The following is a 24,775-nucleotide window of genomic DNA, read 5'->3' as shown; positions in this document are numbered from 1 at the left end:
ACTGACAACGATTCCCCGCTTATGCGGTGGTCTTAACGATGCCCATAGCAGCCAGCGCGGTAGCCAGCTGCGCAGCGGTCACAGTTGCCAGGCTCAGTGCAGCGGGCTGCGCAGCCGGAGTGGCGCCGAAGAAGCCAACCTTGGAGTCGGCGTTTCGGCCAACCAAGGTGCCATCGGGGGTTTCGGTCGCCGCTGCGGCGATGGTGTCGGACGGAAGTGCCATCGTGTCTTCTCCTTAGAAGTTGGTCGGGTCGTTCGGGATGACCACGCCGAACTCGGGGCGCAGAACGGCCGAACCCCACAGGATGTCGACGCGATTCAGGAACTGATCGTTGACGGTGTCGTAGTCGCGGATCATGCGCAGGCTCAGGCCGTCGAACTGCATACGGCTGGCTTCCTTATTCTCCGGCAGCGGCAGGTCGACCGTTGCGAAGGTGAGGAAGTCGCGAGCAAAGCCCAAGTTGACGCCGGTCTGAGCGGTTGCACCCAGGACAGCAACGGCAGCGGAAGCAGCCGGGGAAGCGGTGACGTTCTGCTCCGGGCCGCTGGTGACGATGGCCGGGGAGATCTGCAGGTTGCCAGCGCCGCCAGCGTAGTTGGCGGTGACAACGAAGGTCTGCAGGACGCCAGTCGAAACCTTGGTGGCCGGGTTGACCGCGAACACACCCGCGAAGGTGACATGCTGACCAGCAACCAGGGTGCCGGTGCCGGTGTTGACCGCGATGGAGCTGCCAGTCTGATTGGCGCCGTTGACCTGATAGGTGCCCGGGATGGCCGATGTGCCGTAGGCCTGTGCAGGCATGTTGGTGGTTTCGAACCAGTCGAAGCCAGCCGCACGAGCCATCAGACCGTCTTCGTACTGCTCGGCCAGACGATCCTGGGCGTTGAAGAAGCCCTTCAGCTGGTCGACCACCTGCACGGTTCCGCTGGTGTTGGTGACCAGGAATCGGCGAGTCGGAGCGAGGTTGTCGGTCAGCACCTTATTGGCGCGCAGGGCTTCTACGAAGTCCAGCTTGCCATCGGCGTTCGGCACGAAGTTGGCCGCGAACGGCAGGGCGCGCTGCAGAACGGTCTGCTCAATGCGCGAAGCCAGGTCGGCGATGGGCTGGTCCAGGTATCGGGCGCTGAAGTCATCGATCTTCAGGGCCATGTCCGAGCTGTTCCACACCAGATCGACGCCGGTCTGATCGGAGATGGTCAGCGGGACAGTCTTGTCCACCATATTGGACGCATCCATGATGCGACCGCTGCGGATCTTGGCATGGGTCGGGACACGGATGTTTACGGTGTCACCGATCTTGGCGCCAGTAACGGCGAACTCACCCTTGTACTCCATGTTGATCTTGCGCAGGAAGGTCAGCTTCTGACGCAGGACCGAGAGGATTTCTCGGGTGATGAGCTGGGTATTGAGGAATTGATTTGCCATGGGAAGGTCTCCTTAGAGCCCTCGGGCCTTGCGCTCTTTCCTGCGCTGCGCGTCGTAGTCGGCCATGGACATTTCTGCCAGATCCTTCACAACAGGCGGAGCGCCGGAGAGCGTAGTCACCGGGGGCGGGGCTTTGGTCACGGTTTTGGTTTCGGGCTGGCGCGCCGTATCAACGGCGGCGGGTGCGGCCTGGGATTCCAGCTTTGCCTCGATGCGCCCGATGGCTCGGCTGGCTCCCGTAGGGCTCATAGCCGCAATGCGTGCGGCCTCCTCCGGGTTCTGTCCCAGGTAGTAGGCAATGGCAGCGGGGTTGTCAGTTTCGGTAATGGCTTCGGCCATCGATTCCGATACCGGCAGACCGCCGTGGAACACTTCGTAGAAGTCCGGATGCGTTTCGGCAAAGGCCTGCACGCTGTCCTGATACCTCTTGGCGCGCTCCTGCTCGCTTTCAGCCTCCTTGGCCTTCTGCGCGCTCTTGGCATCCTGCTGCTTGTGCCATTCGTACAAGGCCTCGGTATAGGCGGCGACATCAAAACCATGCTGTTCCATGGTCGGTTTGTCGGAGGCTTCGTGCTGCTGGCTTGCCTGTTCCTGGCGGTGCTCAGGCTGCCGCTGATTGCGGATCGCCTGTTCGCGCCAGTAGTCACGCTCCCGCTGCGCGTCGTACTTCTCACGCGTCAGCTCATCGATGCGCTTCCCCACGCCCTTGTTCTTGGGCTTTTGGGCGGCCGCATCATCCGTTTCCGAAGCTGCCGATCCTTCGGGTTCGTTCTGCTCGCCGGTTTGCACCTCTGCCGTCTGCTCAGCGGGTTCCTTCTCCACTGGCTTCTGTGCTTCGGCTTTCTCGGCTCGCGCGGCAATGCCCGCGTCCAGGTGGCTGTTGTCCACCGGACCCGGCTTGGTCACTTCGTCACTCATGTGCGCCTCTGGCGATATTGGCCCGGTGAACCTCACCGGTACGGTTTTGGATCACTGAAATGAGAAGGGGCCCATCTGGGCCCCCTGCATTCCGATCTGAGTTGTGAGGAACGTTCGGAACAGCTCCTGCAGCTGTGCCTCTTGCTCCTTCGATAGGTTGTCCAGCCGAATGGACTCGGCCTGAGCGGCGTCCTTCTCGGCAGACGCCATGTAGCTGACCGACTGTGCCTCAGACTTCTTGGCGTCAGCCTGCATCTTCTGAGCCTGTGCCATCTGCTCAGGGCTCGGCTGTTGCTGTTGCTGCGGCCCATCTTCGCCCTCTTCAGGCTCAAGCAGACCGGCTTGCACCACGATGCGGCGCGCGGCCTTGCGCACGTCCTCTAGCCCTGGCATATCCAGCGACTTGATGAACCCGTACTTGGCAACCATGCCCAGCGGACTTGGATCGTTCGCCAGCTGCATCATCGCTTCGGCAGCTTCCATGCGCTGGGTCGTGTAGCTCGGCCCAATGGTTACAGCGATGTCGTACCGACCTTGCGAAAGGTCATTCAGCGTGACCTCGCGGCCAGTCTGCTGATCCACCACCGCTTGATTCACGCGGATCACCTTCTCTGCGCCGTCTTCACCAATGATTCGGATCTGGCGCTCGGTGTCGTAAATCTTGGTGATCAGGTCGTTCGTGATCTCAAAGTCGTACTTCATTGCGTACGACAGGTTGTCGATGTAATCGAAGTTGGCTACATCGCCCTCACGCTGGCGAGCGAGAATTGCCCGGCCGCTCGTCTCGTTGGACCTGGCACCAAGGCTCGCATCGTAAATGCCGGTCGCAGCCTTGATATCGTCACTGCTGATGGCTGCGGCCTGGGCCAACGCCGCAGGGAACTGCGCAGTGGGCTCACGGGACGGCTTGCCAGCGTTCGGCAGCTCCGGGTTGGACTTGTACAGCAGCACAGGCGGCCGCTTGGTCTTGAGGCTGTTCCACTGCCCCTCATAACCCGCCAAAGACTCTGCAGGAGCCATGAACGGGCTATAGGGCTGGTCGGAAAGCACCTCAATGAAGGTCGAACGCTCGTAGTTGTACATCCGCTGGGCGTCCTTGCCGAAGCGCACGGCTCCGAAGAACGTTTCCTTTCCGCCCAGGTTGAGGATTTCGCCCCAGACCGGGACCAGCGGGATGAACCTGCCGGCCCATTCGTTCGGGCCTTCAAGGATCTCCGCGCCGGACACGATGCACTGCCAGACCTTCTCGCGGGTTGCCTTGCGGCTGCGCTGGACCGTGATTCCTGCCTGAGCCATCTCGTCCAGCACGTCGGCGATTTCAGCCTCGTCGTAGGAGGCGCCGTTGGACATCAGAACTAGGGTGTATGTCTCGCTGGTCTTGTACCAGTATTCCGAGACGGTCACCTCTTCCTCTTGGAACCAGTCGCGGTGCGTCTCGCCACAGTCATCGACCGAAACCAGCTGGGCATCAGGCCACTTCGCCCTAAATGCCGAGCGCGCCCAAGTGCTGTCCACGAAGGCAAAGCGAGCATCTCGCCGATCCTTTGACTTGGCCGCAGGGTCGAACACCACCGTGTACGGGTTGGCGATCTCCTCCTTGCGGATGACCATGTCAAAACCGCCGTCGTCCTCGTAGCCGTAGTTGACGCGCCACACGCCATAGCCGCCACCTACCGCGAACTGGAAGGCGGTGTCCCGTGCCCGGTCGGCCTCGCTGGTCTGGTCGATGTTGCGGATCAGACCCTGGCGGATCTCCGCGAGGTCAGCATCGCTATCCTCGACTGCCCTTACCTTTGCCTGCGGCCGGTTCTGGCGCTGGTCGTTGGTGATCTGCTTCATGGCCTGACGCAGCTTGTTGACTGTGTACATGGGGCGACCGGCACGGGTCTGCGCCATCCACTCGTCCCACTGCGTGTCAGGCATGAAGGCGAACTCCATGTCCTGCTCGGCCAGCCGGTACTGGTTGCGCCAGTAGTCGCGGGCGTACTGGTGCCTTGACAGCATCTCCTTGTGGAGTGCCTCCTTGTCCACACCCGAACGCTCCGTCGCGAACTTCGGATCTTCTGGCGTGTTCTTGTACTCAGCCATTAGGCGAATTCCGATGCGAAGTTGAGACGGATAGGTGCAGCCACTGCAACAGGCTCAGCGAACGTCAGCGCCAACGCGTCCCAACCATCGGGACTGCTGATGCCTCGTTCGCGCATATGCTCTTTTGATTCAAGGATCAGCCGTGAATGGCTGTCGTATCGATACCCAGGCCCACAGGCATCGGCCTGCAGCGCGTCGTCGTCGGGGATTTCCACCCCTGCGATCTCTTCCAGCCATTCCTTCGACCGCATCCACATCTCGGCGCGACGGTTGGCAGGGCCGCCGCCTTCCTTTGGCGGCTCTTGCGGAGCCGAACCGAAGTTGACGGCTACGACCACCTTTCCGTAGCCCATCTCCTTTAATCGGTCGTAGACGCCTGCGCCAATACCACCAACGTCGATGAACATTCTTGCCGGGGCTTCTTCATCAATGACCTTCTTGGCCCAGCCAGCAACTGCCATCGTGTCCCATTTGGCCCGGCGCTCCAGGCCGAACGCCTTACCACCTCGTCGCCTGATCATCGCTGTGCTGTCGTCGCCGAAGCGCGCCGGATCCAGGCCGATCACCAGCGGCCCGGCTGGGTCCTTGACGGTCTTACGCGCCTGGGCCACCAATGCTGGCTTGATGTAGCTGTCGTGGCCGGACATCTGGAAGGCCTCAGCTGCTGTAGCCGGGTATTCCTGCTTGAACAGCGCGGCGTCCTTCAGCTCGGAAATCTTGTTCCGGCGCCACGCCATCTGCTCCATGTCCAGGCCATACAACTGGGCATAGGCGCGCTCGTCCTCGTCCAGCTCAAACCCTACTGGCACAGTGCGGCGATATTCCTCCTGCCAGTACCAAGGCACGAAGATCGCGACGAAATCGCCTTCGCCGCGCTCAGCTGCCTGCCAGTTCTGGTGGAAGAAGTTGCCAATGCCGTTGGCCGTGGACTCAAGGATGACCTCGGTCCCGTCCTCGTTTGGCACCGCCTGCAGAACGCCAGCAGCATGGGTCTCTGCGTTCTTCCAGAACGCCACCTCAGACCCATGGAACAACTGGATCGTGCTGGAGCGGCCTACGCCCTTGGTGCCAGCCGTGCCGACCTTGTAGCCGCTGTCCAGGCCATCGAACAACAGCTCCTTGGCGTTCGCCGCCCCGGTGCTGGGGCGAACGAACTCAGGACAGTTCTCGTGATACCTGTTCACCATCTCAAACAGGTTCTGAGTAGCCGCGTCCTCGTGCGTCAGGATGAAGGTCCTAACCCCCCTCCTCCATGAGGATGCGTGGTAATACCTGGCTGAAACGTATGTCGAACAACCCTGCTGACGGCCCTTCAGGATCAGCGCCCTAACCTTCCCGGTAGCGGCCTTCTGCTCCTCCAGCCGCTCATGGATGTAGGCCTGAGCCCTATTGAACCGCAGTGCCTGGACGGCGCCCGACTTGCTGCGGATGAACATGCAGTTCTTGGAATAGAACTCCAGTTCGTCCCGCAGCCGGCGCCGCGCCTCAACCTCCTCAGTCTTCAAGCGAGGCGAGCCACTGTTCATGGGTCATCGTCACGTTAGTGACTGTGCTGTCTAGTCGGTCGCCGTACTTCTTGGGCTTCAGCTTGCTTGCTACCCACTTGCGGGTATCGACCCGCAGCCGATTGCGAGCAACCGCCGTGGAGTCATACACCACCATGGTCGTCCCGCCCTCGGCATCCTTCACCACGGTTTCCTGCTCATCCGAGATCGCAACCAGCTCGTCGGCGAAGGATTCGGCCTGCTCATCCCTCGCACGTGCGTATTGGTCTTGGAACTCCTTGTGCTTGCCCAGCCACCTGAATACGGTTGCCTTACTTGGCATACCCTCACAGGCGCAGATGGCCCGCAACGAATCGCCGTCCGCTATCCGTTCGCAGATCACGTCAGCGATCTGGTCGTTGTAGTCAGTAGGACGTGCCATGGCTTAACTCGGGAATGCCACCAGCTGCTGAGGGCCGGTGATCCAGTTGTCATTGCGGACATATCGGGCTGGCAGGATGCGCAGGACGTGCCATTGGCAGTAGCGCTCCCCGTTGCTCAGTTCCGCGTCCAGGCGGATGCAGCAGGCGCCGTCGATCTGGGCCTGCACGTTGATTGAGACCTTGCGACCATCTACAACCGGGTCAGACATGACGCCGGTCCAGTTGTCGAGGGTGTTCCACGTTGCCTTGGAGATCGTCACCCCTGGCGGAAGCGCACCGTTGAAGTCGGTGACCAGCTGTCGACGCTCAGGGCTGTAGACCTGCCCGTAGTGAACGCGGTCCCTGTTGTGGGCCGATACCACGCAGCGGGTCACTCGACCGATGTCACTCACGGTCAGCCCTCACCAAGGCTTGGAGCCCACGGACCTGGGCGTCACAGGCGGCAGCGGCACGAACAATTCGGCCCGCACTGTCTGCTCGGTCGTCGGCTCTGTCATCAACGGGGCCGGAGCTGGCGCTAAGATCGGACACTCGGGCCTCACAGCCTGCCCAGCGCTGCTGCAGGCGGAGGTTGCCAGCACGTAGGCCATCAGCGACAGCCGCGCCTTTCGATTCAGCATCTGCCTTCTCCTGCTCGTACTGGGTTGCGACTGCCTCGGCCCGCTTGACCCGATGTCGCTCTACCGAGATCACGGCGATGGCGTTGTCGCGCTCCTGCTCTGCGACTGCCTTGGCCGTCTGTGCGTCTTCTCTGGCACGCTCTGCCTGAGCCACTGTCCCGCGCTGCCACACAGCGACGCCCGCCAGGAGCAATACGGCCCCCAGCAGGACACGGGACAGGATGCTCACAGCAGGTCCACTCGTTCCATCTTTCGTTGGGCGCGACCAAGCATGTAATAGGTAGAAGTGGCATCGGCGGTTCCCCAGCCGAACACCTCCATGCCGCCATCCGGATTTGGAAGCAGCAAGACTGCCTCGCCGTTATGCACCCACTCCCCAGCCTCGATACCATCAGCCACCCTGCGCAGCATCTCTGGGATGTTGTGCAGATCAGGGACCGGCAGGGCGTGCAGAGTCGCGCTCATCTCAGGCCTGCGGCTTCCGCTGGCTGATGACCTTTGCGATCAGGCCGACACCAGCGAACACGCGGATAAAGGTGGTGATGGCGCTCGGCATCGCCTCGTCTGCCAGCATCCCGAGCGCAGCAGCACCGGCATACAGACCGTCCGGGCTGGCGAGCAAGATGCCCCACAGCCAAGTAGTCCAGTGCTTGAGCGTCTCCTTCAAAGGCACTATGCCCTGCGGCAGGAGGCTCGCCTTAGCAGCCTTCGGCGGCTTGGTGATGATTGGGGTTGGGCTGCTCATTTCTTTTCGCGCTCCTTCTGGCGCTGGAGTTCCTTGTCGACCTCCTCGGCAAAGCGAGGGGCCAGCATATAGACGGCCTTGTGGTAGGCCTCGGCCTGCCGGGTAGCCACATCGGCGCTGCTGGCGGTGTGGGCGATCCAAACCGCGCCAAGCGTCACACCAGCCAGGGCAATCCCAATGGCGATCCCGTTCCACACGGAACCGGCGCCCTCAAGGCGAACAACGTTCCCGTTGGCCGATGCGCCATGGATCCGGGTCAATGCCGTATCCAGTCGCTCAAGGCCGGTGCGCAGCTCGCGCGCTAAGTCTTCGCCACTCATCGCTTGTAGGGCTCCGAGAAAACAGGGACATCCATCTTGGTGGCGATTCGATAGATCACGTCCCGCAGGCTGTGAATCTCTTCCTTCACTTCCTGCAGTGCACCCTGCTTCAGCATGTTCTCGGCCACATACAGCTTGTGCTTGTTGTGGTCCTGCCAGAGCATCCAGATCCAGCCTGTCAGCGCCCCTACGCCCAGCATCAGGCAGGGGACGACAATGGCGAGGATGCGGACCAGGATGTCCATGGTTTCGCTCATTCGCGGAACACCCTCTGCTCGTCTAGGCGCCGGTTGGTCAGGCCCTTCATGACCCGACCACCAGCCCGGTTCCAGCGCGTGAACTCAGCAGCAGCGCCAGCCACGTCTCCGGCGTTGAACTTCCGCAGCAGGGTCGAATTGGCGAACGCCTTGGCGCCGATGTTATAGGCGAGACTGGTCATAGCCCCGATCTGGGCGTCAGTGGCTGGCTTCTTCACCGCCGACTGCACACCCTTGAGGAACCGGGTCACGTCCTGCGCCAAGCGCTCATCTACCTGCGCCTGAGTCCACTTCACACCCTTGGCGATGCCGGGGCCTGTGGCCCCGTAACCAACCGTCCATGGATCTCCGCCAGTGCCGGGGTCCGGGTATGCCTCCAGCCTGCACCCTTCCCACCGCTTTATCAGTGAGATGGCGTAGGCAAGGGCAGACACGGGTTCCTCCAGGCAAAAAGAAAGCCCCCACATTTCTGCAGGGGCTACTTTGGTCGCGCGTAGGATGACACCTAAAACAAGGTCAGGTCACGACCTTATGCCGCTTCCCGCTTCACAGCGTCAGCCATTTGGTGCGCGGCCTCAGCCTCAGCGTCACGCACCCGTTCAAATAGCCACTGATAGCAGGCCTTCCAGTCGCGCCGGAAGTTGGATGGATCCTTGCCCAGCTTCTTTGCCCGCCAGCCGTCGCTATTCTTGGTGTGGCCGGTCCCGTCGCAGTCAGTGCAGGCCTTTACCAGCTCCCCGGCCAGCACGGTGCCGCGTCCCTGGCATGCCCCGCAGTTCCTCGGGCAGGCGATCTCCTCCACGATGACCCGCAGCAGGCCCGGCAGCATCTCCGGCAGGCTCTCAGGCCACTGCTCCTCCTTGGCTTTGTCCAGCGCCGCCTGGGCGCGGTATACCTCCGACCGCTGCTCTGCAGTCTCGGCCCGCTGCCACTGGCGTAGGGCCACGGCCAGCCCGTAAGTAACCTTGGCATCGATGGCGCGGTTGATCCGCTTGCGCCACTCGGTCACTGCCAGATGGTTGAATAGGGCATCCAGCCGACGCCGACTCAGAGCCGCTCCATCAGGCCAATGGCAGGCAATGAACACCTCTCTGCCAAGCCCAGCCGGAACGAAGGCCAGCGCAGCGGCGATGTCCTGATTGGTCAGCTCTGGAATCCCGCCCCGGCCAGTGTCCAGCCTGACGGTCTGCTGGTTGAGCCGTGCGGGCAGTTCGCGAACGTCAGTCATTGGATGGTCTCCTGTTTGGATCGGTACTTGAACATTCCGCGCCTGCCTGCCCTTTCGATCTGACGATGGCTTGCCATCTCACTGAGGCACGCTGCGACTCTCTGGGTTGTGGCTGGGACTACTTCGGCCACATCGGCTGGGAAGTGCCACCCGGGGTTCTCTGCCAGCCACTGCCGGATCTGCTGGGCGCGGCTCATGCTGCCTCCAGCGTGATTTCTAGGCGCGGATTGGCCTTATCCAGCCCTGCCCGCCTGATGGATAGCTCCACGATCTGGCTGTCGTCGTCGTAGATGCCGGCGTGACACAGGGCGTCTAACGGGGCCTTCAGCAAGTTGTCGACATCGCGGCGCCGGTTATCTGGCAACCATGCGTCGATGCTGACCCTGACCTTTGCGGACCCAAACCGATCCCCCGCCAGGGCTGCGCCCACTGCCGCCTGCCGGTAGGTGCGACCATCTGCCGAGATCAGCATCCGGCCCCGGAAGGTGCGCCAGTAGCGGTTCACTGATGGGGGCCACGGGAGAATTACGAGACTCAAGCTGCCTCCCCGATGCCCAGCATCTTGTTCTGGCGCTCCAGCAACTCGGCGTCGCTGCCGAATGCCGCGTGGAACGTCTTGCTGCCGTCCATGAGGCTGGGGCCGTAATGGGCCCTCATTTCCTGATGGGTGCAGCCCCAGTTGACCAACTTCCTATGGTGCCAAGCACAGAGACCCACGCCCGCCATATGGCCGATGCGGCGGCCGCCACTCAGCAGGTGGTGGTAGTCGCAGCCAGGGTGGGCCATGAAGAACTGCGGCGCGTCTTCCTGCTCGCTGCGGATGACACAGGCCACGCACAGGCCTTCCTTGCAGGCCACGATGCGGGCGGCCTCAGCTGCGGTCGGGGTTCCGGTGGAGTGCTTCATTACCATTGCCCCTGCTTACCCAATGATGCTCGCTCCAGAGCTGCAACCTCTTTTCGACGCAGGATTAGCATCTCGGCCTCATATGGAGTCATCCCCGTTCCGATTAGCCGATCTATCTCGGCATCGTCACGCTCTTTCTGACGAATCTTCAGTTCAGCAAGAAGCCGATATGTCTCCGAGATGCCCTCAAACATTGGACGCCTTCCCCTGCCGCCGATGCTCGTCCTGATCCGCCCGGCCCCAGTAGTGCTGGAACGCCTTAGCTTCGTCCGTCCCTTCATCGAACGGGCACGAGGTAATCGGCTTGCGGTCGAGCCTGGCGCTGTAGCCTAGATTGCTCGCCTCCGACAGGCGGCTGCGGTCCTTGTAGCTGGAGAGGTTCATCAGCCCTTCTCCCCAGCGAGGTCGGCGCGTAGGTAGCGGATAGTTCCGTCCTTCTCCTCCGAATACACGCAGATCGGGGCCCCATGCCGCTGCAGGATCCACACCTCCTCCGGCTCAACCGGCTCGGAGATGATGGCGTAGTCGTAGAAGCTCCAGTCCCACATTGGATTGACTGATTCTCCCCAGACCGAGAAGTCCTCATCCTTCTCACTCTGAGCCACCCTCCTCCCCTCAGCCGCAAGCCGCATGACCTCGGCCTTCCCCGCCGTAGTGCTGGTGTCGATCTGTTCGAGGTTCATGCGGTGAACTCCGTCGCTGCGTACTCGCCGAAATATCGATTCGCCGCAGCTTGGTACGCCGCAGCCGCCATTGATTCGCTATCAAAAAGCCCGAGGTACATTCTTCGGCCATCGGCCTTGATCTGGGCTTGGAACTTGCCACCCTTGTGGCGGGTGACCCCCTTGCTTCTGACCGCCCCCTGCAATACACGCCGGTTCATTTGATTCTGAGAAACGGTACAGAGGCGAAGGTTCTCAATGCGGTTGTCGTCCTTGATGCCGTTTATGTGATCTATGTGCATCCCTTCCGGTATCGGACCGTTCACTGACTCCCATATGACGCGATGAGCAACTCCGTAGTAACGATTGTTGATACATAGCTGGATATAGCCCTGTGGGTTGCGCTGAGACGCAGGACGGCCACGCTTCCCATAGACGAGGCCGCGTACAGCGTCGATTCTGAAGTGGTCGTGCATTACGCTGCCCTCTGCTTGTTCTGCGGCTCGGGGAACTCCAACCACACGCCAAGCCGCTGGTAATGGCGCTGGACTGATTCCAGGTACTGCGAAAGCTGCGGAGTGGTCATCAGCGACGTGACCGGGAACCACTCCATCAGGATCAACTTGTCTTCGTAGGCCATCGGCTTGACGGCCTTGTCGTACTTGGCGCGGAATTCGTCGTCCTCGGCGCGAAGGATCGGCACGCCCATGGTCAGCTTGCAGAAGGCCTTGATGCCCAATGCCGTGTCCTCGCGGGTCTCGCGGGCAACCTGCTCGTACCACGCATGGCTAATGGCGTTCTGATCCAGCGTCCGCGCCTTCCCGTGCGTGATGCTCACCGTCAGGTACTTGCGGTCCTTGAACTGCTCGCGGAGCTGGCCTACGACAGACTGCAGGGCAATCTCGGAGTTGATGGTGAGCTTCATGGCTGCGGCCTCAAGTACAAGCAAAAGGCATTCATGCGGCTATTGATTTTTGCGCGCATCGAATCGTAGGCGGCCTTCGGCGATAGTCCTGCACCCCGGTCATAGCCATTCATGCACCACCAGAACGAGCCGCGATAGCAAAGATGAGGCTTGTGATTCTTCACGCCATCACCTCCTGCATGTTGTCCATCAGCTGCTGGAAGGTGAACTCGCTAGGGGCTGAGCCTTCGGGTAGGACGGGTTCAAGCTGCAGCGTATGCTGCGAGCGCGGGTGCGCCTCCCCATCCCAAAGAACAGTGATGTCACAGTCCAGCCTTAGCGGCCGCCCATCACGCATCAGCGTCCCCTTGGGAAGCTCTTCGAAATCCACCACCCTGCCCTCTAGACCATAGTTTCTAGAGCGGCTCACGAGATCGATTGCCCGAACCAGCTTGACCCTCTGCCCCACGAAGAACTTGCTCACTTCTCACCCCCAATCCAGGTACGGATGAACCAGCGCACGTCGCACAGCTTCCATCCCACGACTGCGGCGATCTCGGCCACGCTGCAGCGCTCGGCGTGCAGAAGGCGGACGGTTGATGCTTTGCTCATGTCGGCATCCTCAGAACCTTGGCGATTTCCTCAAAACGCTTCTTCATCTCGGGGGAGTCGGGGTCAGCCGGGATCGGTTGCTTGGTCAGGGCCAGCTGCTCGCGCGGCGGCATAGCCTCCAGCAGCGAGGACGGCAGCGGCCACTGGCGGGAGTCGCGGCACAGAATTGCGAAGGCCCTACGGAAGCGAGGCGCGTCCAGCTCCTGATCGAACTCGCGGCCCTCAGTGATGGCCTCCAGCCAGACGGCGGCGGTCAGCTGGATAACCTCCGCTGCCGGAGTCCGCTCCAGGCCCAAGCACATGAGTTTCTTGAGGCCCTCCGCAACTTCCCGACTGATCCAGTCCACCATTTCCGAATGCCTCCAAAGCCATGAGTGCTTGCGCGGTTTTGCCTAGCTGTGTCACCGGTTGGCCCGTTTGAGGCCCTGCCCTTGCCGACTCCTGCGGCACGTCCTCCCACCGGGCTTGGTTGAGGTACGTCGACCCCATCGGCACGTAACCGCGACGCCAGCCGTCGTCATGGGCTTCCATCAGCCGCACGTGGCCGATCAGCTCGTCGCAGCGCCCGTCCAGCTTTCGGCGCTTCCAGGTTTTCTCGGCCTCCTGCTTACCCTTCTTGTTCGGGTAAGCAGCCCAGAAGTCGGCGAAGCGGCAGCGTGCGGCCAGCGGCTGCACATGCTGTTGCTTTTGCTGTTCTTCTTGGAGACTGGTGTCTGGTGTATGGAGAGCTTTAGGTTGGGTTTCTGAAATGGAACCCAGAGAAAAGGGTTGGGTTTCGTTAGGTTCTTTCTCTTGAACCTGTTGGTTCTTTGGGGGGCGCCCGCCGCGACGACCGTTCTCACGAGCGGCTTCGATCTTGGCTTGATAGCGCGCAATCTCTTCGTCGGCGCGCTTGTTGTGCCAGCCGGTGTCCTGCAGAGTGAAGAACTCGTCCAGCACAGCCTGGACCGCTTCCATCTCCTCCTGAGAGCGAGCGCCAGCCAGACGGGCAACCTGCTTCACATCGGCGGGGAGCGCCTCTTCCTGCAGGTAGTACCGGCGCAGTAGGCGGCTGTAGATGGCGTCCTCGATCAGCGACAGGTGGGCCGTCGCTGCTGCGTAGTCGCCGATGTGATGCTCAAAATAGTTCATGGCTCAGGCGGCCTTCGGACCTTCGTCACTGCTGATCGGGAACCACGTGCAGCCGCTGCGGCCGTTGCTGGCCGAACACTTGCGGACCATCCCGCGCCGAATGAGGCCCTGCTTTTCCAGCTCAGGCAGGCGACGGGCCAACATGAAGCGATCCAGCCCGGTAGCACGGGCCAGTTCCAGGCTGGTGAGGCCCGGGTACTTGCTGACCGCCGAAGCGGCCTGCGAGTGCTGCTGAGCCTGAGCGCCAGACGACACCATGTGCGCTGCGGCTTCGTGGCTGCTGCTGGGATCGGTGTAGCGAGCTGGATGGTTCATGTGGATTCCTCAGCCCTTGATCGGGCGGGCATGTAGCGGGATGACTCGTTCGGCGCGTTGTCTGTCTGATTCCCGCTGCAACCAGCCGGGTGAGAAGTTGCGCCAGGGGTGAATCGGCTTCTTCTTAGGTGTCTGGGTCGTCACGTTTCAGGGCCTGAAAAGGAACAACGGAGCCCTGTTGGGCTGGGAGCCGGTAGCGCCTATCAAGCTCAGCGCAGGCGGCGTGGATCAGTGCTTCATGCAGTGGAAGCCCTTGGGCCTCCGCGTATTCCTCAAGCCTTCGGCGCTCATCGCGCGACAGCTGTATTTCCATAGGCCCTCCCCGGGGACTTGTATGGACCTTCAGGCGGCATCGCGGTCGGAGCTACGCTGTTCCAAAGAAGCAATCCCAGCCAGGACCAGCTCCCGCACGAACACTGCGGGCTGACGACCGTTGAAGTTGGCGAGAGCCTCGATCACTGCCTTTTCCGAGTCGTTGAAACGGACCTTGATCGGGTTGTCGCGGAGGTGTGTGGGGTCTGCGTACATAGATGGAGCCTTGTCAGTGATGGGTACTTACTTAGCCCCTGCCCCCGCCGTAGCATTGGAGTTGCGACACAACCTCAACTACGACGGAGACAGGGATGGAACTCGAAGAACGTTTGGTGAAGCTGGAAGCCGAGAACGCGGTTCAGTCGGCGGTGATTCGTGCTCTGGTGGAGATGCTTCCGCCTATGAATGCCGCGCTAGATGTCCCGCTGGTCAGGGCCGTGCAACTAATCAACAATCGCGCTGCGGGGGAGCCGGAGCCGATGAGTCAGGCCCTGCAGGACGCTCTTGCTGGGTTGAACCCGATGCAGATCCCCCGCAGGCGCGCATAGACCAAGCACAGGCCGCTGCACGCCACGCTTCCGTATCCGCCCTCTCGGCCTTGGTTGGCTTGTTCAGCCACGCCGAGAAGGCCTTTACGGATTCGCGAAGCCAGACGCGGGGATGGCTCCAGCTGGTGAGCGGAGTCCAGGAAGGCGGCGGTTCGATATCAGGCAGCACGTCGGGCCCCCTTCTTCTTGGGGGCCGGGCCGAACACGTCGGGGCGAAGGTCGTGGCGGGAGACGCCAGTGGCCTCTTCGATCGTCAGCACGTATTCCGCAGGCACCCTCTTCCATTGGCTCACGGCCTGAGAGGACACACCGCACACCCGTCCGATATGGGCGGGACCACCAAGCGCTTTGAGGGAGATGTTCTTCATGGGTAAGCACAGTAAGCCCGTCTTACCTTGTGTGTCAAGTAGTGCTTACGTAGAAACGCGTAAGGCGTTCTTACACAATGCCGGGATGAAAAGCTCCCTCTGGCAACGCATCAAGCTGGCCCGCACCACGGCGGGGATGACTCAAGAGCAAGTCGGTACGAAGCTGGGTATCAGCCGTGCCGCTGTAGCCCAATGGGAAGCCCTGCAGGCAGAGAAGAGAACTACCCCGTCCAGAGACAACCTAAAGGACTTTTCACGGGTTACAGGGGCGCCATTGGCGTGGCTCTATGACGACGACTCCGACCTTGTGATGCCTTCTTCACATTCAGTCTCAGAAGTCTCAGAGATTGAGAGTGAGCCGGGATATGTTCGCGTCCGTCAACTAGATGCGGAGGCTGGCATGGGAAGCGAGATTGAAAACCTGGACGCCCCTGAGGTCATTCGGGCAATCGACTTCGAATCGAGCTACATCCGTAGCATCGTTGGGTATATGCCGCCTCCGGGCCGACTGTGCCTTATCGCTGGACGTGGCGACTCGATGATGCCTCTGATCCAGCCTGGAGACACGGTGGTCGTAGACACGGGGGTTACGTCCTTTGATGGAGATGGCGTCTACCTGATCAACATGGGCAACGGCCACCAGATTAAGCGGCTACTCGATAGGGGCGTGATCCACGTTGCGAGCGAGAACCCAAGCTACGGCGCACCGTTCCCTATCCCAGATGGGACGCTGATCGGTGGGAAGGTATATCTGAGGAACAGGATCGACAGGTTTAACTGAGGCATCAGGGAGGATCTATGCTTTTGGCTGCAATGCTTGCATTGGGGACGTCGGTTGTACCAACGCTCACACCTCAAGGATCTCCGGCTGTACTTTTCCGTTGCCGCAGCTCTGACGGCGTGACTCACTATCTGAGTCAGCCACTGTCAGGCGCTGAATGCGCGACCATCTACTACGTGTATAGCGCAGAACGTGTGGGGATCACTCCTTCTAGCATCCTCCCAGAATGCCTTGATCCAACATCAGGCGGCACGCGGGTACTTGCAGGGCCTAGCGCTAGAGCCAGGGAATGCACTCGGATCAGATGCGCTCAGGCCTCCAACGTTGATGCAGTCAAGCGATATGCAATGCGCGAGCAACAGACACCCCAGGCTCAGTACAAAGCGCTGACATGCATTATGAGGAAGGAGAAGGACGCGGCATCGCCATGATCCGCGCCATCTCATAAGCGCTACCGGTCAACCAAGATAATTATGAACGGAATTTAATCCGTTCATAATTTGCTTACGCCTCAGCGTAAGTTTTGCTTGACTCTACCGTAAGCCATGCTTACCTTATCTCCAACGCCCCACCACACCCACTACCGGGCCAGGGGCTAGGAGACGAAGGCAGTGGACAAGACCTTTGAAGTTTTGCTGATCGAGCTTGATCACCAGCACAGCACGCACGTTAAGGTGCGGATCGTCCGCGCCGATGGTTGCGTCACGCTGCGTACCTCGACCGATTCCGGCTCTATCGACAACAGCTGGGTGCTCCTCCCCACCGAAGCCGTGACCATCGGCGAGCAGCTGATCGCTGCTGGTAAGGCGGGTGAGGTATGAGCGCCCCTGTCGATGTTCAGTGGCCGGTTCGTGTTCATGCCGCAGGGCGCGGGCAGTGGGCTTTCGTGGCTGGCCCCCGGAGCGGAACAGGCTATGCCTCGAAGGCCGCCGCCGAGAAAGCCGGAGAGCGTGCGCGCTCGAAGGCTATCGCGAAAGCCATTGCCGATGATCTCGCCGCCAGCAAAGGCGGTGCCGCATGACCCTCCACACCCAAACCGACATCGCCCGCAACGCCCAGCGGACCTACGACGCCCGCCTGCCGGATGACTCCGAGCGCTGGGACGCAATCACCGACGTTGCCAACGAGTGCATCGAAGAGGAACGGGTCGGCGAGATGGTGCAGGCCCTGGTCGATGCGCTTCCGGTCCTGTCGAAGCTGTCACGAATTCCCGGCCTGAGCGCACCGGAAGCGGTGAACGCGATGGCTCTGTTCAAGCTGGCCCTGAGTCTCGACAAGAAGGTCGATGAGCAGGCCCGTCTCTTCTCTGACGTGAGGAACAGCTAATGGTCATCCAGTTCCCGGTACAGACCGACTTCCAGCTGCACATGTTGCAGAGCATCCGCGCCCACTGCGCTCGCAACGGGCTGGATCGCCGGAAGGTCGAACGCGACTTCATGGCCGCTGGCTGCACGAAGCAGGCGCAGAACGCGCTGTGGGAGTCGACCCGTCAAAACAACCTGGGCCACGGGCCCAAGGGGGCTGCGTGATGGATCTGGCCGAGAAGCGGGCTAGGCAGTTGGTTGCAAGGCGATGGAAGGAGAGGGGGAGAGAGATCTTTGCGGATGGAGTTTTGGATCCAAGCCACCTTGACGCGAACAACCCCTTTTTACTGGCCGTTGTCGATTCCATTAGAGCGCTTGACGACCTTTGCCATCGGGATAGCCGTGAGCTTAGGCGGCTTTGTTCTGAGCGTGACGCGGCACGGAAAGAAAGGGATACCGCCAGATCTGAACTGCATCGTATGGAATCAGCGCTGAAGCGAATTTCGGGATATCGCCTAAGCATGTTCGCTGGGCCGAACGATATGGCTATCAAGTGCATTTCCGAAGCAGAAAGAGCGCTCGAAAAGAAGATGGAACCCCGCCCATGACCCGCTTCCTCCGCTCCCCCTACGCCCCGCTGGCAGCAATGGCGCTGATCGCGGCCTACGTGCTGACGAAGCTGGCACTCATCGTTAATGGAGTTGTGTTGTGACGCCACTTTCTGAGCTCGACCGCCTCTTCCCCGCCATCCCGAAGCCCGATCCGCTGGGCGACGAGGTTGACGCCGACGAGACGAACCATGGCCCTTGCGCACAGGGGGGTGAGGAATGAAGGCCCACTACCTGGTACTGGCTTCGTGCGTTGCGAGTCTGCTGGTATGCATCGGGCTGGCGTGGATCTGCAAGCAGATTGAGCGCTACGACCTGACTTTCATCTTCGGTGGGCTGGCTTTGTTGGCTGTCCTGTTCGGCGCCGACGAACTGACCGTGATCCGCAAGAAGCGCAACGACCGATTCAAGCAGCCGCCGCTCACCACCGAGCGGGGCTGAGTTCCACGGAGGGAATGCGGAGTGGTGATCCGCAGTAACGAGTACAGCGAGAGAGACGGCAAGCTCAAAAAGCCCACGGGTAGATTGGTTTCGCACCGATTGGAGCCCGTTCTTAACCGGAACAGAAAGAGGGCAATCCGGACAAGCCGTAGCCCCAAGCCGGAAACACACCACCGGCCCCTCCACCCAATCCCCTGCCCTGTCGCTCCCCACGACAGGGACCCGCGCCAGCCGGGTCCAACGCTGGCAACTACATCGAGGCAGGCATGGCCGACTACGACCCAGCGCCCACAAGCGACGAAGAGATCGAACAGGCATACCAGGAGAAATACGGATGAGCGTCAATCAGAAGCTGGTCAAGGTCGCCCAGCGCATTGCCCAAGAAGGTATCGGCAAGACTCGCAAGAACAGCCAGCAGGGATACAACTTCCGTGGCGTGGACGAGGTAATGAATGCGTTCTCTCCGATTCTCGCCGAGGAAGGACTGTATATGCGCCCGGCCTTCAGTGAGCGCGAAGTTGTGGAACGCGCAAGCCGGAATGGCGGCGTCCTGTTCTCTGTATCGCTCAAGGGCGAGTTTACCTTCAGTGATGACGCTGGGGACACGGTGACGGTTGGCCCCTTCTATGGCGAGGCCATGGACAGCGCGGACAAGGCCACCAACAAGGCCATGGCGGTCGCATTCAAGTACGCCATGTTTCAAACCTTCTGCGTCCCTTTGGAGGGCGTAACCGGTGGCGATGCTGATCTGATGACCCATGACGTCATCAGCGAGGAGGAGCGTCGCGCAATGAAGTGCCGCGACCTCATCGAGGCTAACGCAGAAAGCGTTCAAGCAATTCGCGACGGGCTCGACTCGGGCGACTACGTGAAAGCTGCTGAGGCTTGGTTTGAGCTGGACCAGGACACCATGCGCGGCCTGTGGGTTGCGCCGTCCAAGGGCGGCCCGTTCACCACCAAACAGCGCGAAATCATGAAGTCCGCCGAATTCACCAAGTACCGCCCCACTACCGAACAGGAAGCCGCCTGATGAACAACTTCTCCGCTGTAGGCCGCATTGGCCGTGACGCCGTCACCCGCTTCACTCAGGCAGGAAAGGCCGTCACCGGCTGGGCGCTGGCCGTGGATCGCGGCTTCGGCGACAACAAGCAGACCGTCTGGCTGGACTGCACCCTGTGGGGTGATCGCGGTCAGAAGCTGGCCGACCACATCCGCAAGGGTGATCGCCTGGGCGTGGTTGGCGAGATTGGTACGCGCGAGCACGACGGCAAGACCTACGTGACGCTGGACGTGAAGGACGTGACTCTCCTCGGCGGCAAGCAGGAAGGCCAGTCAGGCGGCAACAGCTCCCGCCGAGGCGGTCAGGAGCAGCGCGAGCGGCCGCAGAGGGCTACGGACAATGCGCCGCAGAACGAGTTCGCAGATGACGATATTCCTTTCGTGTCCATGCAGGGGGGCTGGTGATGAGCCGGATCACGTATTACGTGCCTACATCCTCGCATGGTGGAATGGTGCCGGTTGCCAGATTTGACGCCGCCTACATAAAGGTCTCCGACCACAAGGCAGAGGTAGCCCGCCTGCGCGCTGAGGTGGAGGGGCTGCGGGATGCACTCGCACCGTTCGCAGAGTTCGCGCTGGTCCGCACAGCGGCTGGAACAACCTCTCCGAGAACTGGCGCCGTCTATTCAGTGCATACGCGCCTTGGCGAGGCAGAGATAACCGCTGAGCATTTTGAGGCTGCGTTCAACGCCATAGGAGCATCCGCATGACCACCGACAACAAGACCATGGCTGTTGATGTGCTCGCAACGATTCGCCAGATGCACGTCAACTCATCTCACTTCAGGAATAGCCTTCCGGTACTAGCTGACCACCACCAAGGTGAGCGCGAACGAGAAGTTTCCGCAATAGCGGCGGTGGAGGAATCACACCGCGCAAACCAGATGTTCGTGCAGGCAGTCAATGAAATGCAGGGGATCACTGCCGAGCAAAGCGACGAGCGAATCTACGACGAAATGCCGAGCAGCCAGCTCGCGAATGCCTACTTTGCCGCCCGGGATGCAACCGCCACTATCCGAGGAGAAGTGCCATGAATAACAACGATGCGTGCAGCTGTCCTAGTGGTGACGGCTCGCTCCGCCATCCGTGTCCTTCCCACCCAACCCTGGCAGACGTGCAGCCCGGTGGGAGGGTGAGGCTGGGGGATCAGGCCTTCGCGCAGGGCTGCGATGAACTGCGCATGCGTACGGACGGCGAGCGGGCGGCGTATCTCGAAGGCGTCGCGGAAGGACGGAGAGCCGCCCTCTCCGCCCATCCCTCCCCGGGTGGTCAGGATGTGTGGCCGTTCGTGGAATCTCCATACGATTTCACCGTAAGGCTGCGAGAAGCCATGGAAGGCAGTTTCAAGTACAGCCTGCTTGGTGCCGTTCGACATGTCTTAATTGAGAAGCCGCCAGCCCTCACCGCCCGCCAGCCGGTGGGGGAGCCGGTGGCCGTAGAAGTCCCGCAGGGTGCAATCATCAATGGGGCCGCTTTCGCCGATAGGTTGGAGAATGACTACCAGTTCGAATGCCCAGCCGGTCCGCTCGCGAACTGCACCGATTACGTAGAGTTCCGGCGGTGCTTCGACTACCTGGCGAATTGGGCGTCTAGCCTGCCGCCACTGTGCGCAGTTAGCCAGTCGGAGGTGAAGTGATGGCCGTTATTCGAAAAGACGTCCTCTCGTTCAAGTGCGGCAACTTTTCAAAGCGCTACCCCGACCATGAGGCGAACGCCATTCTGCGCGAAGCCGAGAGTCTGATTGAAGATATGGAATCGGAGTTGGAGGAGTTGCGAGCCATCCAGCAGCAGGCGGGGCCAAGTGGCTGGACGTTCACTCTTACTCGCGGGATGTGGGGTGTGTCCAACCCGTGCTGCGGCCTGACCAAGTTTCTCCATGCTCCTGACATGCACACTCACAGCTGCAATCAAGTCATGAAACCTGTTACCGCTCCGCCCGCGCAGGCCGTGGACCTGGGACAGTTCCGGGATGTTGTGGCATACGCTGCTCGCTCAGCCGACTTCGCTACCCACGTAGAGATCGGGACCAAGCTGCGAGAACTGCTGGCCCTGATCGACAGCCAGGCGGTGGGCAATGGCTGAGCAGACGATCACCCACATCGTGGTGAAGAACGAGCAGGCGCGCGAGCATGGGACCTTCTTTGTTGTGGAAGGCTGCGAGCAGCAGGGCAACGGCAACACCCACTATTGGGCTCAGCTGACCTGCAATACGCCCTTCGGTGTGGTCGGAACCTTCTTCGGTTCCATGGGCGCGCCAGCGGCAAGGTTCCTGCGTCGCTGTGGGAAGGGGTACATCCTCGGCCGGTTGTGGGGAATGCAGACAGAGGTCTACGACGGCCAAGTGGCGAAAGCCAACCTGATCAAGTGGGTTCTACGGGAACGGAAAGACCGCGAGCTGAGCCACGACGAGGCCAGAGATCTCCTGCAAGCCATCGACTGCGCAGACTTCGACAACGAACACGGCTTCCAGTCGCTGGTCTACGGCCATGCGCCGTTCTATCAGGCGTTCTCCGAGGGTGGCGGCAGCGACTACAAGGTGCCCAACCCGCAGGCCGAGGGCTTCTGGGAGCTTCTGTGGCCGGGCTTCCTGGCCGAGCTGACACAGCGCGCAGAGGTGGCTGCCCATGGCTGACCAGCTGCTCACGGCTGCAATGGAGGAAGAATGATGAATGTGATTCCTGTGTATAGGCCACACCACGGGGACTGTGCAGGGCCTGGGGCGTGCGAGGCATGTAGTCGTGCACTGGGCTGCTGCTTCCGGGGCGAAAACGCCACTCCCGAATGCATGAAGTCTTGCCCGTGCCCTGACCCGAGGGACCCAGGGAATCGCAAACGCGCTCATCCGCAGCTCAAGCGTAGACCTCCTGGAATGCTTGTTGGAGAGTCCGCATGACCTGGAAGCCGATCAGCAGCGCGCCGAGTGCTGCTTCCTATAAAGCACCACGCACGCTTTATAGAAAGGAGACCGACGATGAGGTGGCGTAACAAAACTTGGCATCGCGTCTTCGCATTTCTGCCCGAGCGCATCGATTGTGGGACCTGGGTTTGGCTTGAGTGGTACTGGACTCGCACGTATGGGGTATGGGGGACGAGAACGTCGCTGACAGAGCCGAAGGAGACCGACGATGAACGTTGAACAGAGGGCGCGGGAGCTGCTGGCTGCGGAAATCGAAAAGATCGAAGGTTACAAGTTGGCCGCACAAATCCGTGCCAAGTTGGTAGCACAAATCCGTGCCGGGTCTCAGCTTGGCCCGATTATGGCCGTATGCCATGCCGCCATCATCGCCGCCCTCACTCCGCCCGAGGGCTACGTGCTGGTTCCGGTGGAGCCGACTGACGAAATGCTCGGCGATGGTGCGGAGTCCCGACCGATGCTCCCCTTCACTCCACTGGATGAGTGGGAGGCGTTCGAAGCAATGAGCGGCTGCGAACAGGGATGGCACAAGGCAAGGCTCTGCTGGGCCGCCATGCTCGCCGCGCGCCCGGAGGTGAAGCCGTGATCGTGCAGGCAGCTATTGCATTCACCGGGTTCACCGCGATCTGGCTCACGCAGTCCAAGCGTGAGCGCGTCCGCCGCTTTGCATGCCTGTTCGGTCTGGCAGGCCAGCCCTTCTGGTTCGCATCGGCCATAGCCGCCGAGCAGTGGGGGATCGTCGTTCTCTGCTGCTTCTACACCGTGGCATGGGCGCGTGGCGTCTGGAACAACTGGATCAAGCAGGAGGCGCCGGATGGGCGCGGCTGATGGCATGAAGCTGCTGGTATGCGGCGGGCGGGATTACGCCAACCGTGAGCTGGTGTTCGCCACACTGGACCGGATCGACAAGCAGCGCGGCGTCAAGATCCTGATCGAGGGAGGCGCCAACGGAGCCGATGCACTGGCTAGGCAATGGGCGCGGCGCCGGGGAGTCATCTGCGCCACGGTCCCGGCTGTGTGGTCCAAGCGTGGACGTGCAGCCGGACCGATCCGAAACGCAGCGATGCTGACTCTTGGACCCGATGGGGTGCTGGCATTCCCTGGCGGGAGCGGCACCGAGAACATGAAGCAGCTGGCGCGAGACGCTGGCTTGACGGTTATGGAGGTTGCTGATGTCAGCAGCTGAGAAATTGATGACACTGGCGCAGGCGGCTGAACATTGCGCCTGCCATCCTCGGACCCTTCGCCGAGCCATCGACATTGGCGAATTGGCCGCCTGTCGGCTAGGACAGGGGAAAAAGTCAGATCGAATCCATCCCGTTGACCTGGCCATATGGCTGGGCAAGTGCAAGGTAAAAACCCAATGCCAGTCACCAAGCGTGCCAATGGCCACTATCAAGTTACAGTCGGACACGGCGGAAGAACGCATCGCAAGACTTCTCGACACTGGTCGTACAAAGACGCGAAAGAGTACGAACGAAAGTACCTCTCCGCGATCAAGGACGTTGAGGCTGGTCGAGAGCCAGAACGGATGATTGCCGATGGCGTGGAACGGTTCCTGACGGACCATGTTCCTCGCCTTCGATCAAAGTCCAAGACAAAGGCGCACGTGCGTGCACTGATGCCGTATGTGGCTGGGCGAAAGATGAAGGAAATTGCCCAGGTGTGGGCGGAGATCAAAGCTGCGGAGATTGGGAAAGCTCCGGCGACGGTCAACCACAAAGGGCGCATCCTGCGGCAGATCGGCAGAATGGCATGGCGCGAGTGGGGCTGGTTGGATCGGCCAGCGGCAATTGGGTTGCTGCCAGAGAAGCCGCGCGAAACTTTCCTCACGCTTGAGCAGGTTGAGGCGCTGGCATCCGCCTGCCCGAACCCTGCGGCAGGCGACTATGTACGGCTGGCTGCTTACACAGGGATTCGGCGGGGCCATTTGCTCCGCCTGACTGCGCATGAGGTGCGAGGCGGGTTCCTTCACCTAGACCGAAGCAGCAAGACAAGGACGCTGCAACTGGTTCCGCTGCACCCGAAGGTGGCAGGGATTGCCGCGCGACTCCCCCTGGGCGCTACAGACGATCAGGTGCGGGATTCATGGGCAAAGGCACGTGCTGCTTGTGGCTTGGAACACGTCCGCTGGCACGATCTGAGGCACACCTGCGCCTCATGGTTGGTGCAGGCTGGCGTACCCCTGCACACGGTGTCTGAGGTGCTTGGGCACAGCTCTATGGCGATGACGCGGCGCTATGCTCACCTGTCGCCGGAACACCTGTCAGACGCCATCCGAAAGATGGCCTGATCCTGTGCATTTGCTGTGCACCGAACAATGCAGAATCATCAAAATTGTTCGTTAGCAGTCACTTACCAATCAATAGCTTAGTCGAACTC

Annotated in this window: 42 protein-coding genes and 1 pseudogene; 18 read left to right on the top strand and 25 right to left on the bottom strand. The window is 61.1% G+C overall.

Annotated elements, in window-relative coordinates:
- Window positions 1-19: 19 nt before the first annotated feature.
- The 24 genes from AC5QAH_RS10105 to AC5QAH_RS09990 form a co-directional block, all read right to left on the bottom strand.
- Window positions 20-223 (bottom strand): hypothetical protein, encoded by a 204-nt coding sequence (locus AC5QAH_RS10105; RefSeq protein WP_478416219.1) that lies wholly within the window; start codon window positions 221-223, stop codon window positions 20-22.
- Between the two features lie 12 nt (window positions 224-235).
- Window positions 236-1,426 carry a P22 phage major capsid protein family protein gene (locus AC5QAH_RS10100; RefSeq protein WP_495232313.1) on the bottom strand — a complete coding sequence of 397 codons (1,191 nt, stop codon included), beginning with the start codon at window positions 1,424-1,426 and terminating at the stop codon, window positions 236-238.
- 12 nt (window positions 1,427-1,438) lie between these two features.
- On the bottom strand, window positions 1,439-2,344 hold the full coding sequence (locus tag AC5QAH_RS10095) for a hypothetical protein (protein ID WP_495232312.1): 906 nt from the start codon (window positions 2,342-2,344) through the stop codon (window positions 1,439-1,441).
- Window positions 2,345-2,395: 51 nt separating this feature from the next.
- Window positions 2,396-4,432, bottom strand: coding sequence for a portal protein (locus AC5QAH_RS10090; RefSeq protein ID WP_495232311.1), 2,037 nt, complete (start codon window positions 4,430-4,432; stop codon window positions 2,396-2,398).
- Entirely contained in the window at window positions 4,432-5,958 is a 1,527-nt protein-coding gene (locus tag AC5QAH_RS10085; RefSeq protein ID WP_495232310.1) for a terminase large subunit, read from the bottom strand. The genes AC5QAH_RS10090 and AC5QAH_RS10085 overlap by 1 nt, the downstream gene beginning before the upstream one ends.
- The gene (locus AC5QAH_RS10080) at window positions 5,927-6,358 is read right to left on the bottom strand and encodes a terminase small subunit-like protein (RefSeq protein WP_495232309.1); all 432 of its coding nucleotides are present in this window, start codon (window positions 6,356-6,358) and stop codon (window positions 5,927-5,929) included. The genes AC5QAH_RS10085 and AC5QAH_RS10080 overlap by 32 nt, the downstream gene beginning before the upstream one ends.
- Window positions 6,359-6,361: 3 nt before the next feature.
- Window positions 6,362-6,751: a hypothetical protein gene (locus AC5QAH_RS10075; protein WP_495232308.1), complete on the bottom strand. Its 390-nt coding sequence runs from the start codon at window positions 6,749-6,751 to the stop codon at window positions 6,362-6,364.
- A 453-nt stretch (window positions 6,752-7,204) separates the two neighbouring features.
- Entirely contained in the window at window positions 7,205-7,444 is a 240-nt protein-coding gene (locus AC5QAH_RS10070) for a hypothetical protein (protein WP_495232307.1), read from the bottom strand.
- A 1-nt stretch (window position 7,445) separates the two neighbouring features.
- Window positions 7,446-7,724, bottom strand: a complete 279-nt coding sequence (locus AC5QAH_RS10065; RefSeq protein WP_495232306.1) for a hypothetical protein — start codon at window positions 7,722-7,724, stop codon at window positions 7,446-7,448.
- Window positions 7,721-8,044: a hypothetical protein gene (locus tag AC5QAH_RS10060; protein WP_313470841.1), complete on the bottom strand. Its 324-nt coding sequence runs from the start codon at window positions 8,042-8,044 to the stop codon at window positions 7,721-7,723. Before AC5QAH_RS10060 ends, AC5QAH_RS10065 begins: the two co-directional genes overlap by 4 nt.
- Complete coding sequence (locus tag AC5QAH_RS10055) at window positions 8,041-8,289, bottom strand: hypothetical protein (RefSeq protein WP_049450389.1); 249 nt, start codon at window positions 8,287-8,289, stop codon at window positions 8,041-8,043. Before AC5QAH_RS10055 ends, AC5QAH_RS10060 begins: the two co-directional genes overlap by 4 nt.
- Window positions 8,290-8,297: 8 nt before the next feature.
- Entirely contained in the window at window positions 8,298-8,735 is a 438-nt protein-coding gene (locus AC5QAH_RS10050; protein ID WP_495232305.1) for a lysozyme, read from the bottom strand.
- Between the two features lie 95 nt (window positions 8,736-8,830).
- A complete protein-coding gene (locus tag AC5QAH_RS10045) occupies window positions 8,831-9,529 on the bottom strand; it encodes a hypothetical protein (protein ID WP_495232304.1) in 699 nt (232 codons plus the stop codon).
- A 193-nt stretch (window positions 9,530-9,722) separates the two neighbouring features.
- The gene (locus tag AC5QAH_RS10040; protein WP_495232303.1) at window positions 9,723-10,067 is read right to left on the bottom strand and encodes a RusA family crossover junction endodeoxyribonuclease; all 345 of its coding nucleotides are present in this window, start codon (window positions 10,065-10,067) and stop codon (window positions 9,723-9,725) included.
- Complete coding sequence (locus AC5QAH_RS10035; RefSeq protein ID WP_495232302.1) at window positions 10,064-10,435, bottom strand: Ref family recombination enhancement nuclease; 372 nt, start codon at window positions 10,433-10,435, stop codon at window positions 10,064-10,066. Before AC5QAH_RS10035 ends, AC5QAH_RS10040 begins: the two co-directional genes overlap by 4 nt.
- Before the next feature lie 186 nt (window positions 10,436-10,621).
- Window positions 10,622-10,819, bottom strand: a complete 198-nt coding sequence (locus AC5QAH_RS10030; protein ID WP_495232301.1) for a hypothetical protein — start codon at window positions 10,817-10,819, stop codon at window positions 10,622-10,624.
- Window positions 10,819-11,118: a hypothetical protein gene (locus tag AC5QAH_RS10025; protein WP_495232300.1), complete on the bottom strand. Its 300-nt coding sequence runs from the start codon at window positions 11,116-11,118 to the stop codon at window positions 10,819-10,821. Before AC5QAH_RS10025 ends, AC5QAH_RS10030 begins: the two co-directional genes overlap by 1 nt.
- Complete coding sequence (locus tag AC5QAH_RS10020) at window positions 11,115-11,573, bottom strand: HNH endonuclease (protein ID WP_495232299.1); 459 nt, start codon at window positions 11,571-11,573, stop codon at window positions 11,115-11,117. The genes AC5QAH_RS10025 and AC5QAH_RS10020 overlap by 4 nt, the downstream gene beginning before the upstream one ends.
- Window positions 11,573-12,022, bottom strand: coding sequence for a hypothetical protein (locus AC5QAH_RS10015; protein ID WP_495232298.1), 450 nt, complete (start codon window positions 12,020-12,022; stop codon window positions 11,573-11,575). The genes AC5QAH_RS10020 and AC5QAH_RS10015 overlap by 1 nt, the downstream gene beginning before the upstream one ends.
- A gap of 160 nt (window positions 12,023-12,182) precedes the next feature.
- Window positions 12,183-12,485: a hypothetical protein gene (locus AC5QAH_RS10010; RefSeq protein ID WP_495232297.1), complete on the bottom strand. Its 303-nt coding sequence runs from the start codon at window positions 12,483-12,485 to the stop codon at window positions 12,183-12,185.
- Entirely contained in the window at window positions 12,482-12,613 is a 132-nt protein-coding gene (locus AC5QAH_RS10005) for a hypothetical protein (protein ID WP_258012092.1), read from the bottom strand. Before AC5QAH_RS10005 ends, AC5QAH_RS10010 begins: the two co-directional genes overlap by 4 nt.
- A 222-nt stretch (window positions 12,614-12,835) precedes the next feature.
- A complete protein-coding gene (locus tag AC5QAH_RS10000; protein WP_495232296.1) occupies window positions 12,836-13,744 on the bottom strand; it encodes a YdaU family protein in 909 nt (302 codons plus the stop codon).
- Between the two features lie 3 nt (window positions 13,745-13,747).
- Window positions 13,748-14,059, bottom strand: a complete 312-nt coding sequence (locus AC5QAH_RS09995) for a winged helix-turn-helix domain-containing protein (RefSeq protein ID WP_329759293.1) — start codon at window positions 14,057-14,059, stop codon at window positions 13,748-13,750.
- A gap of 342 nt (window positions 14,060-14,401) precedes the next feature.
- Window positions 14,402-14,587: a hypothetical protein gene (locus AC5QAH_RS09990; protein ID WP_019658943.1), complete on the bottom strand. Its 186-nt coding sequence runs from the start codon at window positions 14,585-14,587 to the stop codon at window positions 14,402-14,404.
- A 95-nt stretch (window positions 14,588-14,682) separates the two neighbouring features.
- On the opposite strand from AC5QAH_RS09990, the gene AC5QAH_RS09985 reads away from it, so the two are divergent.
- Complete coding sequence (locus tag AC5QAH_RS09985) at window positions 14,683-14,919, top strand: hypothetical protein (RefSeq protein ID WP_478416239.1); 237 nt, start codon at window positions 14,683-14,685, stop codon at window positions 14,917-14,919.
- Between the two features lie 158 nt (window positions 14,920-15,077).
- On the opposite strand, the gene AC5QAH_RS09980 is transcribed toward AC5QAH_RS09985, so the two are convergent.
- A complete protein-coding gene (locus tag AC5QAH_RS09980; RefSeq protein ID WP_053505086.1) occupies window positions 15,078-15,287 on the bottom strand; it encodes a transcriptional regulator in 210 nt (69 codons plus the stop codon).
- A gap of 85 nt (window positions 15,288-15,372) precedes the next feature.
- On the opposite strand from AC5QAH_RS09980, the gene AC5QAH_RS09975 reads away from it, so the two are divergent.
- From AC5QAH_RS09975 to AC5QAH_RS09895, 17 genes and pseudogenes are all read left to right on the top strand, one after another.
- Window positions 15,373-16,068, top strand: a complete 696-nt coding sequence (locus AC5QAH_RS09975) for a S24 family peptidase (RefSeq protein WP_495232295.1) — start codon at window positions 15,373-15,375, stop codon at window positions 16,066-16,068.
- Between the two features lie 611 nt (window positions 16,069-16,679).
- The gene (locus AC5QAH_RS09970) at window positions 16,680-16,889 is read left to right on the top strand and encodes a hypothetical protein (protein WP_495232294.1); all 210 of its coding nucleotides are present in this window, start codon (window positions 16,680-16,682) and stop codon (window positions 16,887-16,889) included.
- A 196-nt stretch (window positions 16,890-17,085) separates the two neighbouring features.
- Window positions 17,086-17,394, top strand: a complete 309-nt coding sequence (locus AC5QAH_RS09965; RefSeq protein ID WP_495232293.1) for a hypothetical protein — start codon at window positions 17,086-17,088, stop codon at window positions 17,392-17,394.
- A complete protein-coding gene (locus AC5QAH_RS09960) occupies window positions 17,394-17,597 on the top strand; it encodes a hypothetical protein (protein WP_495232292.1) in 204 nt (67 codons plus the stop codon). The genes AC5QAH_RS09965 and AC5QAH_RS09960 overlap by 1 nt, the downstream gene beginning before the upstream one ends.
- Before the next feature lie 602 nt (window positions 17,598-18,199).
- Window positions 18,200-18,421 (top strand): hypothetical protein, encoded by a 222-nt coding sequence (locus tag AC5QAH_RS09955; protein ID WP_495232291.1) that lies wholly within the window; start codon window positions 18,200-18,202, stop codon window positions 18,419-18,421.
- Window positions 18,422-18,755: 334 nt separating this feature from the next.
- Window positions 18,756-19,451, top strand: a complete 696-nt coding sequence (locus AC5QAH_RS09950) for an ERF family protein (protein WP_495232290.1) — start codon at window positions 18,756-18,758, stop codon at window positions 19,449-19,451.
- A complete protein-coding gene (locus AC5QAH_RS09945; RefSeq protein ID WP_495232289.1) occupies window positions 19,451-19,885 on the top strand; it encodes a single-stranded DNA-binding protein in 435 nt (144 codons plus the stop codon). The genes AC5QAH_RS09950 and AC5QAH_RS09945 overlap by 1 nt, the downstream gene beginning before the upstream one ends.
- Complete coding sequence (locus AC5QAH_RS09940) at window positions 19,885-20,190, top strand: hypothetical protein (RefSeq protein ID WP_495232288.1); 306 nt, start codon at window positions 19,885-19,887, stop codon at window positions 20,188-20,190. Before AC5QAH_RS09945 ends, AC5QAH_RS09940 begins: the two co-directional genes overlap by 1 nt.
- The gene (locus tag AC5QAH_RS09935) at window positions 20,187-20,513 is read left to right on the top strand and encodes a hypothetical protein (RefSeq protein ID WP_495232287.1); all 327 of its coding nucleotides are present in this window, start codon (window positions 20,187-20,189) and stop codon (window positions 20,511-20,513) included. The genes AC5QAH_RS09940 and AC5QAH_RS09935 overlap by 4 nt, the downstream gene beginning before the upstream one ends.
- Entirely contained in the window at window positions 20,510-21,115 is a 606-nt protein-coding gene (locus AC5QAH_RS09930) for a hypothetical protein (protein ID WP_495232286.1), read from the top strand. Before AC5QAH_RS09935 ends, AC5QAH_RS09930 begins: the two co-directional genes overlap by 4 nt.
- Entirely contained in the window at window positions 21,115-21,561 is a 447-nt protein-coding gene (locus AC5QAH_RS09925) for a hypothetical protein (RefSeq protein WP_495232285.1), read from the top strand. Before AC5QAH_RS09930 ends, AC5QAH_RS09925 begins: the two co-directional genes overlap by 1 nt.
- Window positions 21,554-22,111, top strand: coding sequence for a phiTE_072 family protein (locus AC5QAH_RS09920; RefSeq protein WP_495232284.1), 558 nt, complete (start codon window positions 21,554-21,556; stop codon window positions 22,109-22,111). The genes AC5QAH_RS09925 and AC5QAH_RS09920 overlap by 8 nt, the downstream gene beginning before the upstream one ends.
- Before the next feature lie 493 nt (window positions 22,112-22,604).
- Complete coding sequence (locus tag AC5QAH_RS09915; RefSeq protein WP_495232283.1) at window positions 22,605-22,979, top strand: hypothetical protein; 375 nt, start codon at window positions 22,605-22,607, stop codon at window positions 22,977-22,979.
- Complete coding sequence (locus tag AC5QAH_RS09910) at window positions 22,976-23,221, top strand: hypothetical protein (RefSeq protein WP_313470792.1); 246 nt, start codon at window positions 22,976-22,978, stop codon at window positions 23,219-23,221. The genes AC5QAH_RS09915 and AC5QAH_RS09910 overlap by 4 nt, the downstream gene beginning before the upstream one ends.
- On the top strand, window positions 23,208-23,579 hold the full coding sequence (locus tag AC5QAH_RS09905) for a DUF2493 domain-containing protein (protein ID WP_313470791.1): 372 nt from the start codon (window positions 23,208-23,210) through the stop codon (window positions 23,577-23,579). The genes AC5QAH_RS09910 and AC5QAH_RS09905 overlap by 14 nt, the downstream gene beginning before the upstream one ends.
- Window positions 23,566-23,727, top strand: a pseudogene (locus AC5QAH_RS09900) (helix-turn-helix domain-containing protein); the annotation flags it as partial. The gene AC5QAH_RS09905 and the pseudogene AC5QAH_RS09900, both read left to right, overlap by 14 nt.
- Window positions 23,728-23,756: 29 nt before the next feature.
- A complete protein-coding gene (locus tag AC5QAH_RS09895; protein WP_313470789.1) occupies window positions 23,757-24,686 on the top strand; it encodes a tyrosine-type recombinase/integrase in 930 nt (309 codons plus the stop codon).
- The last annotated feature ends 89 nt before the right edge of the window (window positions 24,687-24,775 follow it).

The organism is Stenotrophomonas sp. YJH_SMC_43, from assembly GCF_059372535.1.
This window is presented reverse-complemented; position numbering and strand designations above follow the sequence as displayed.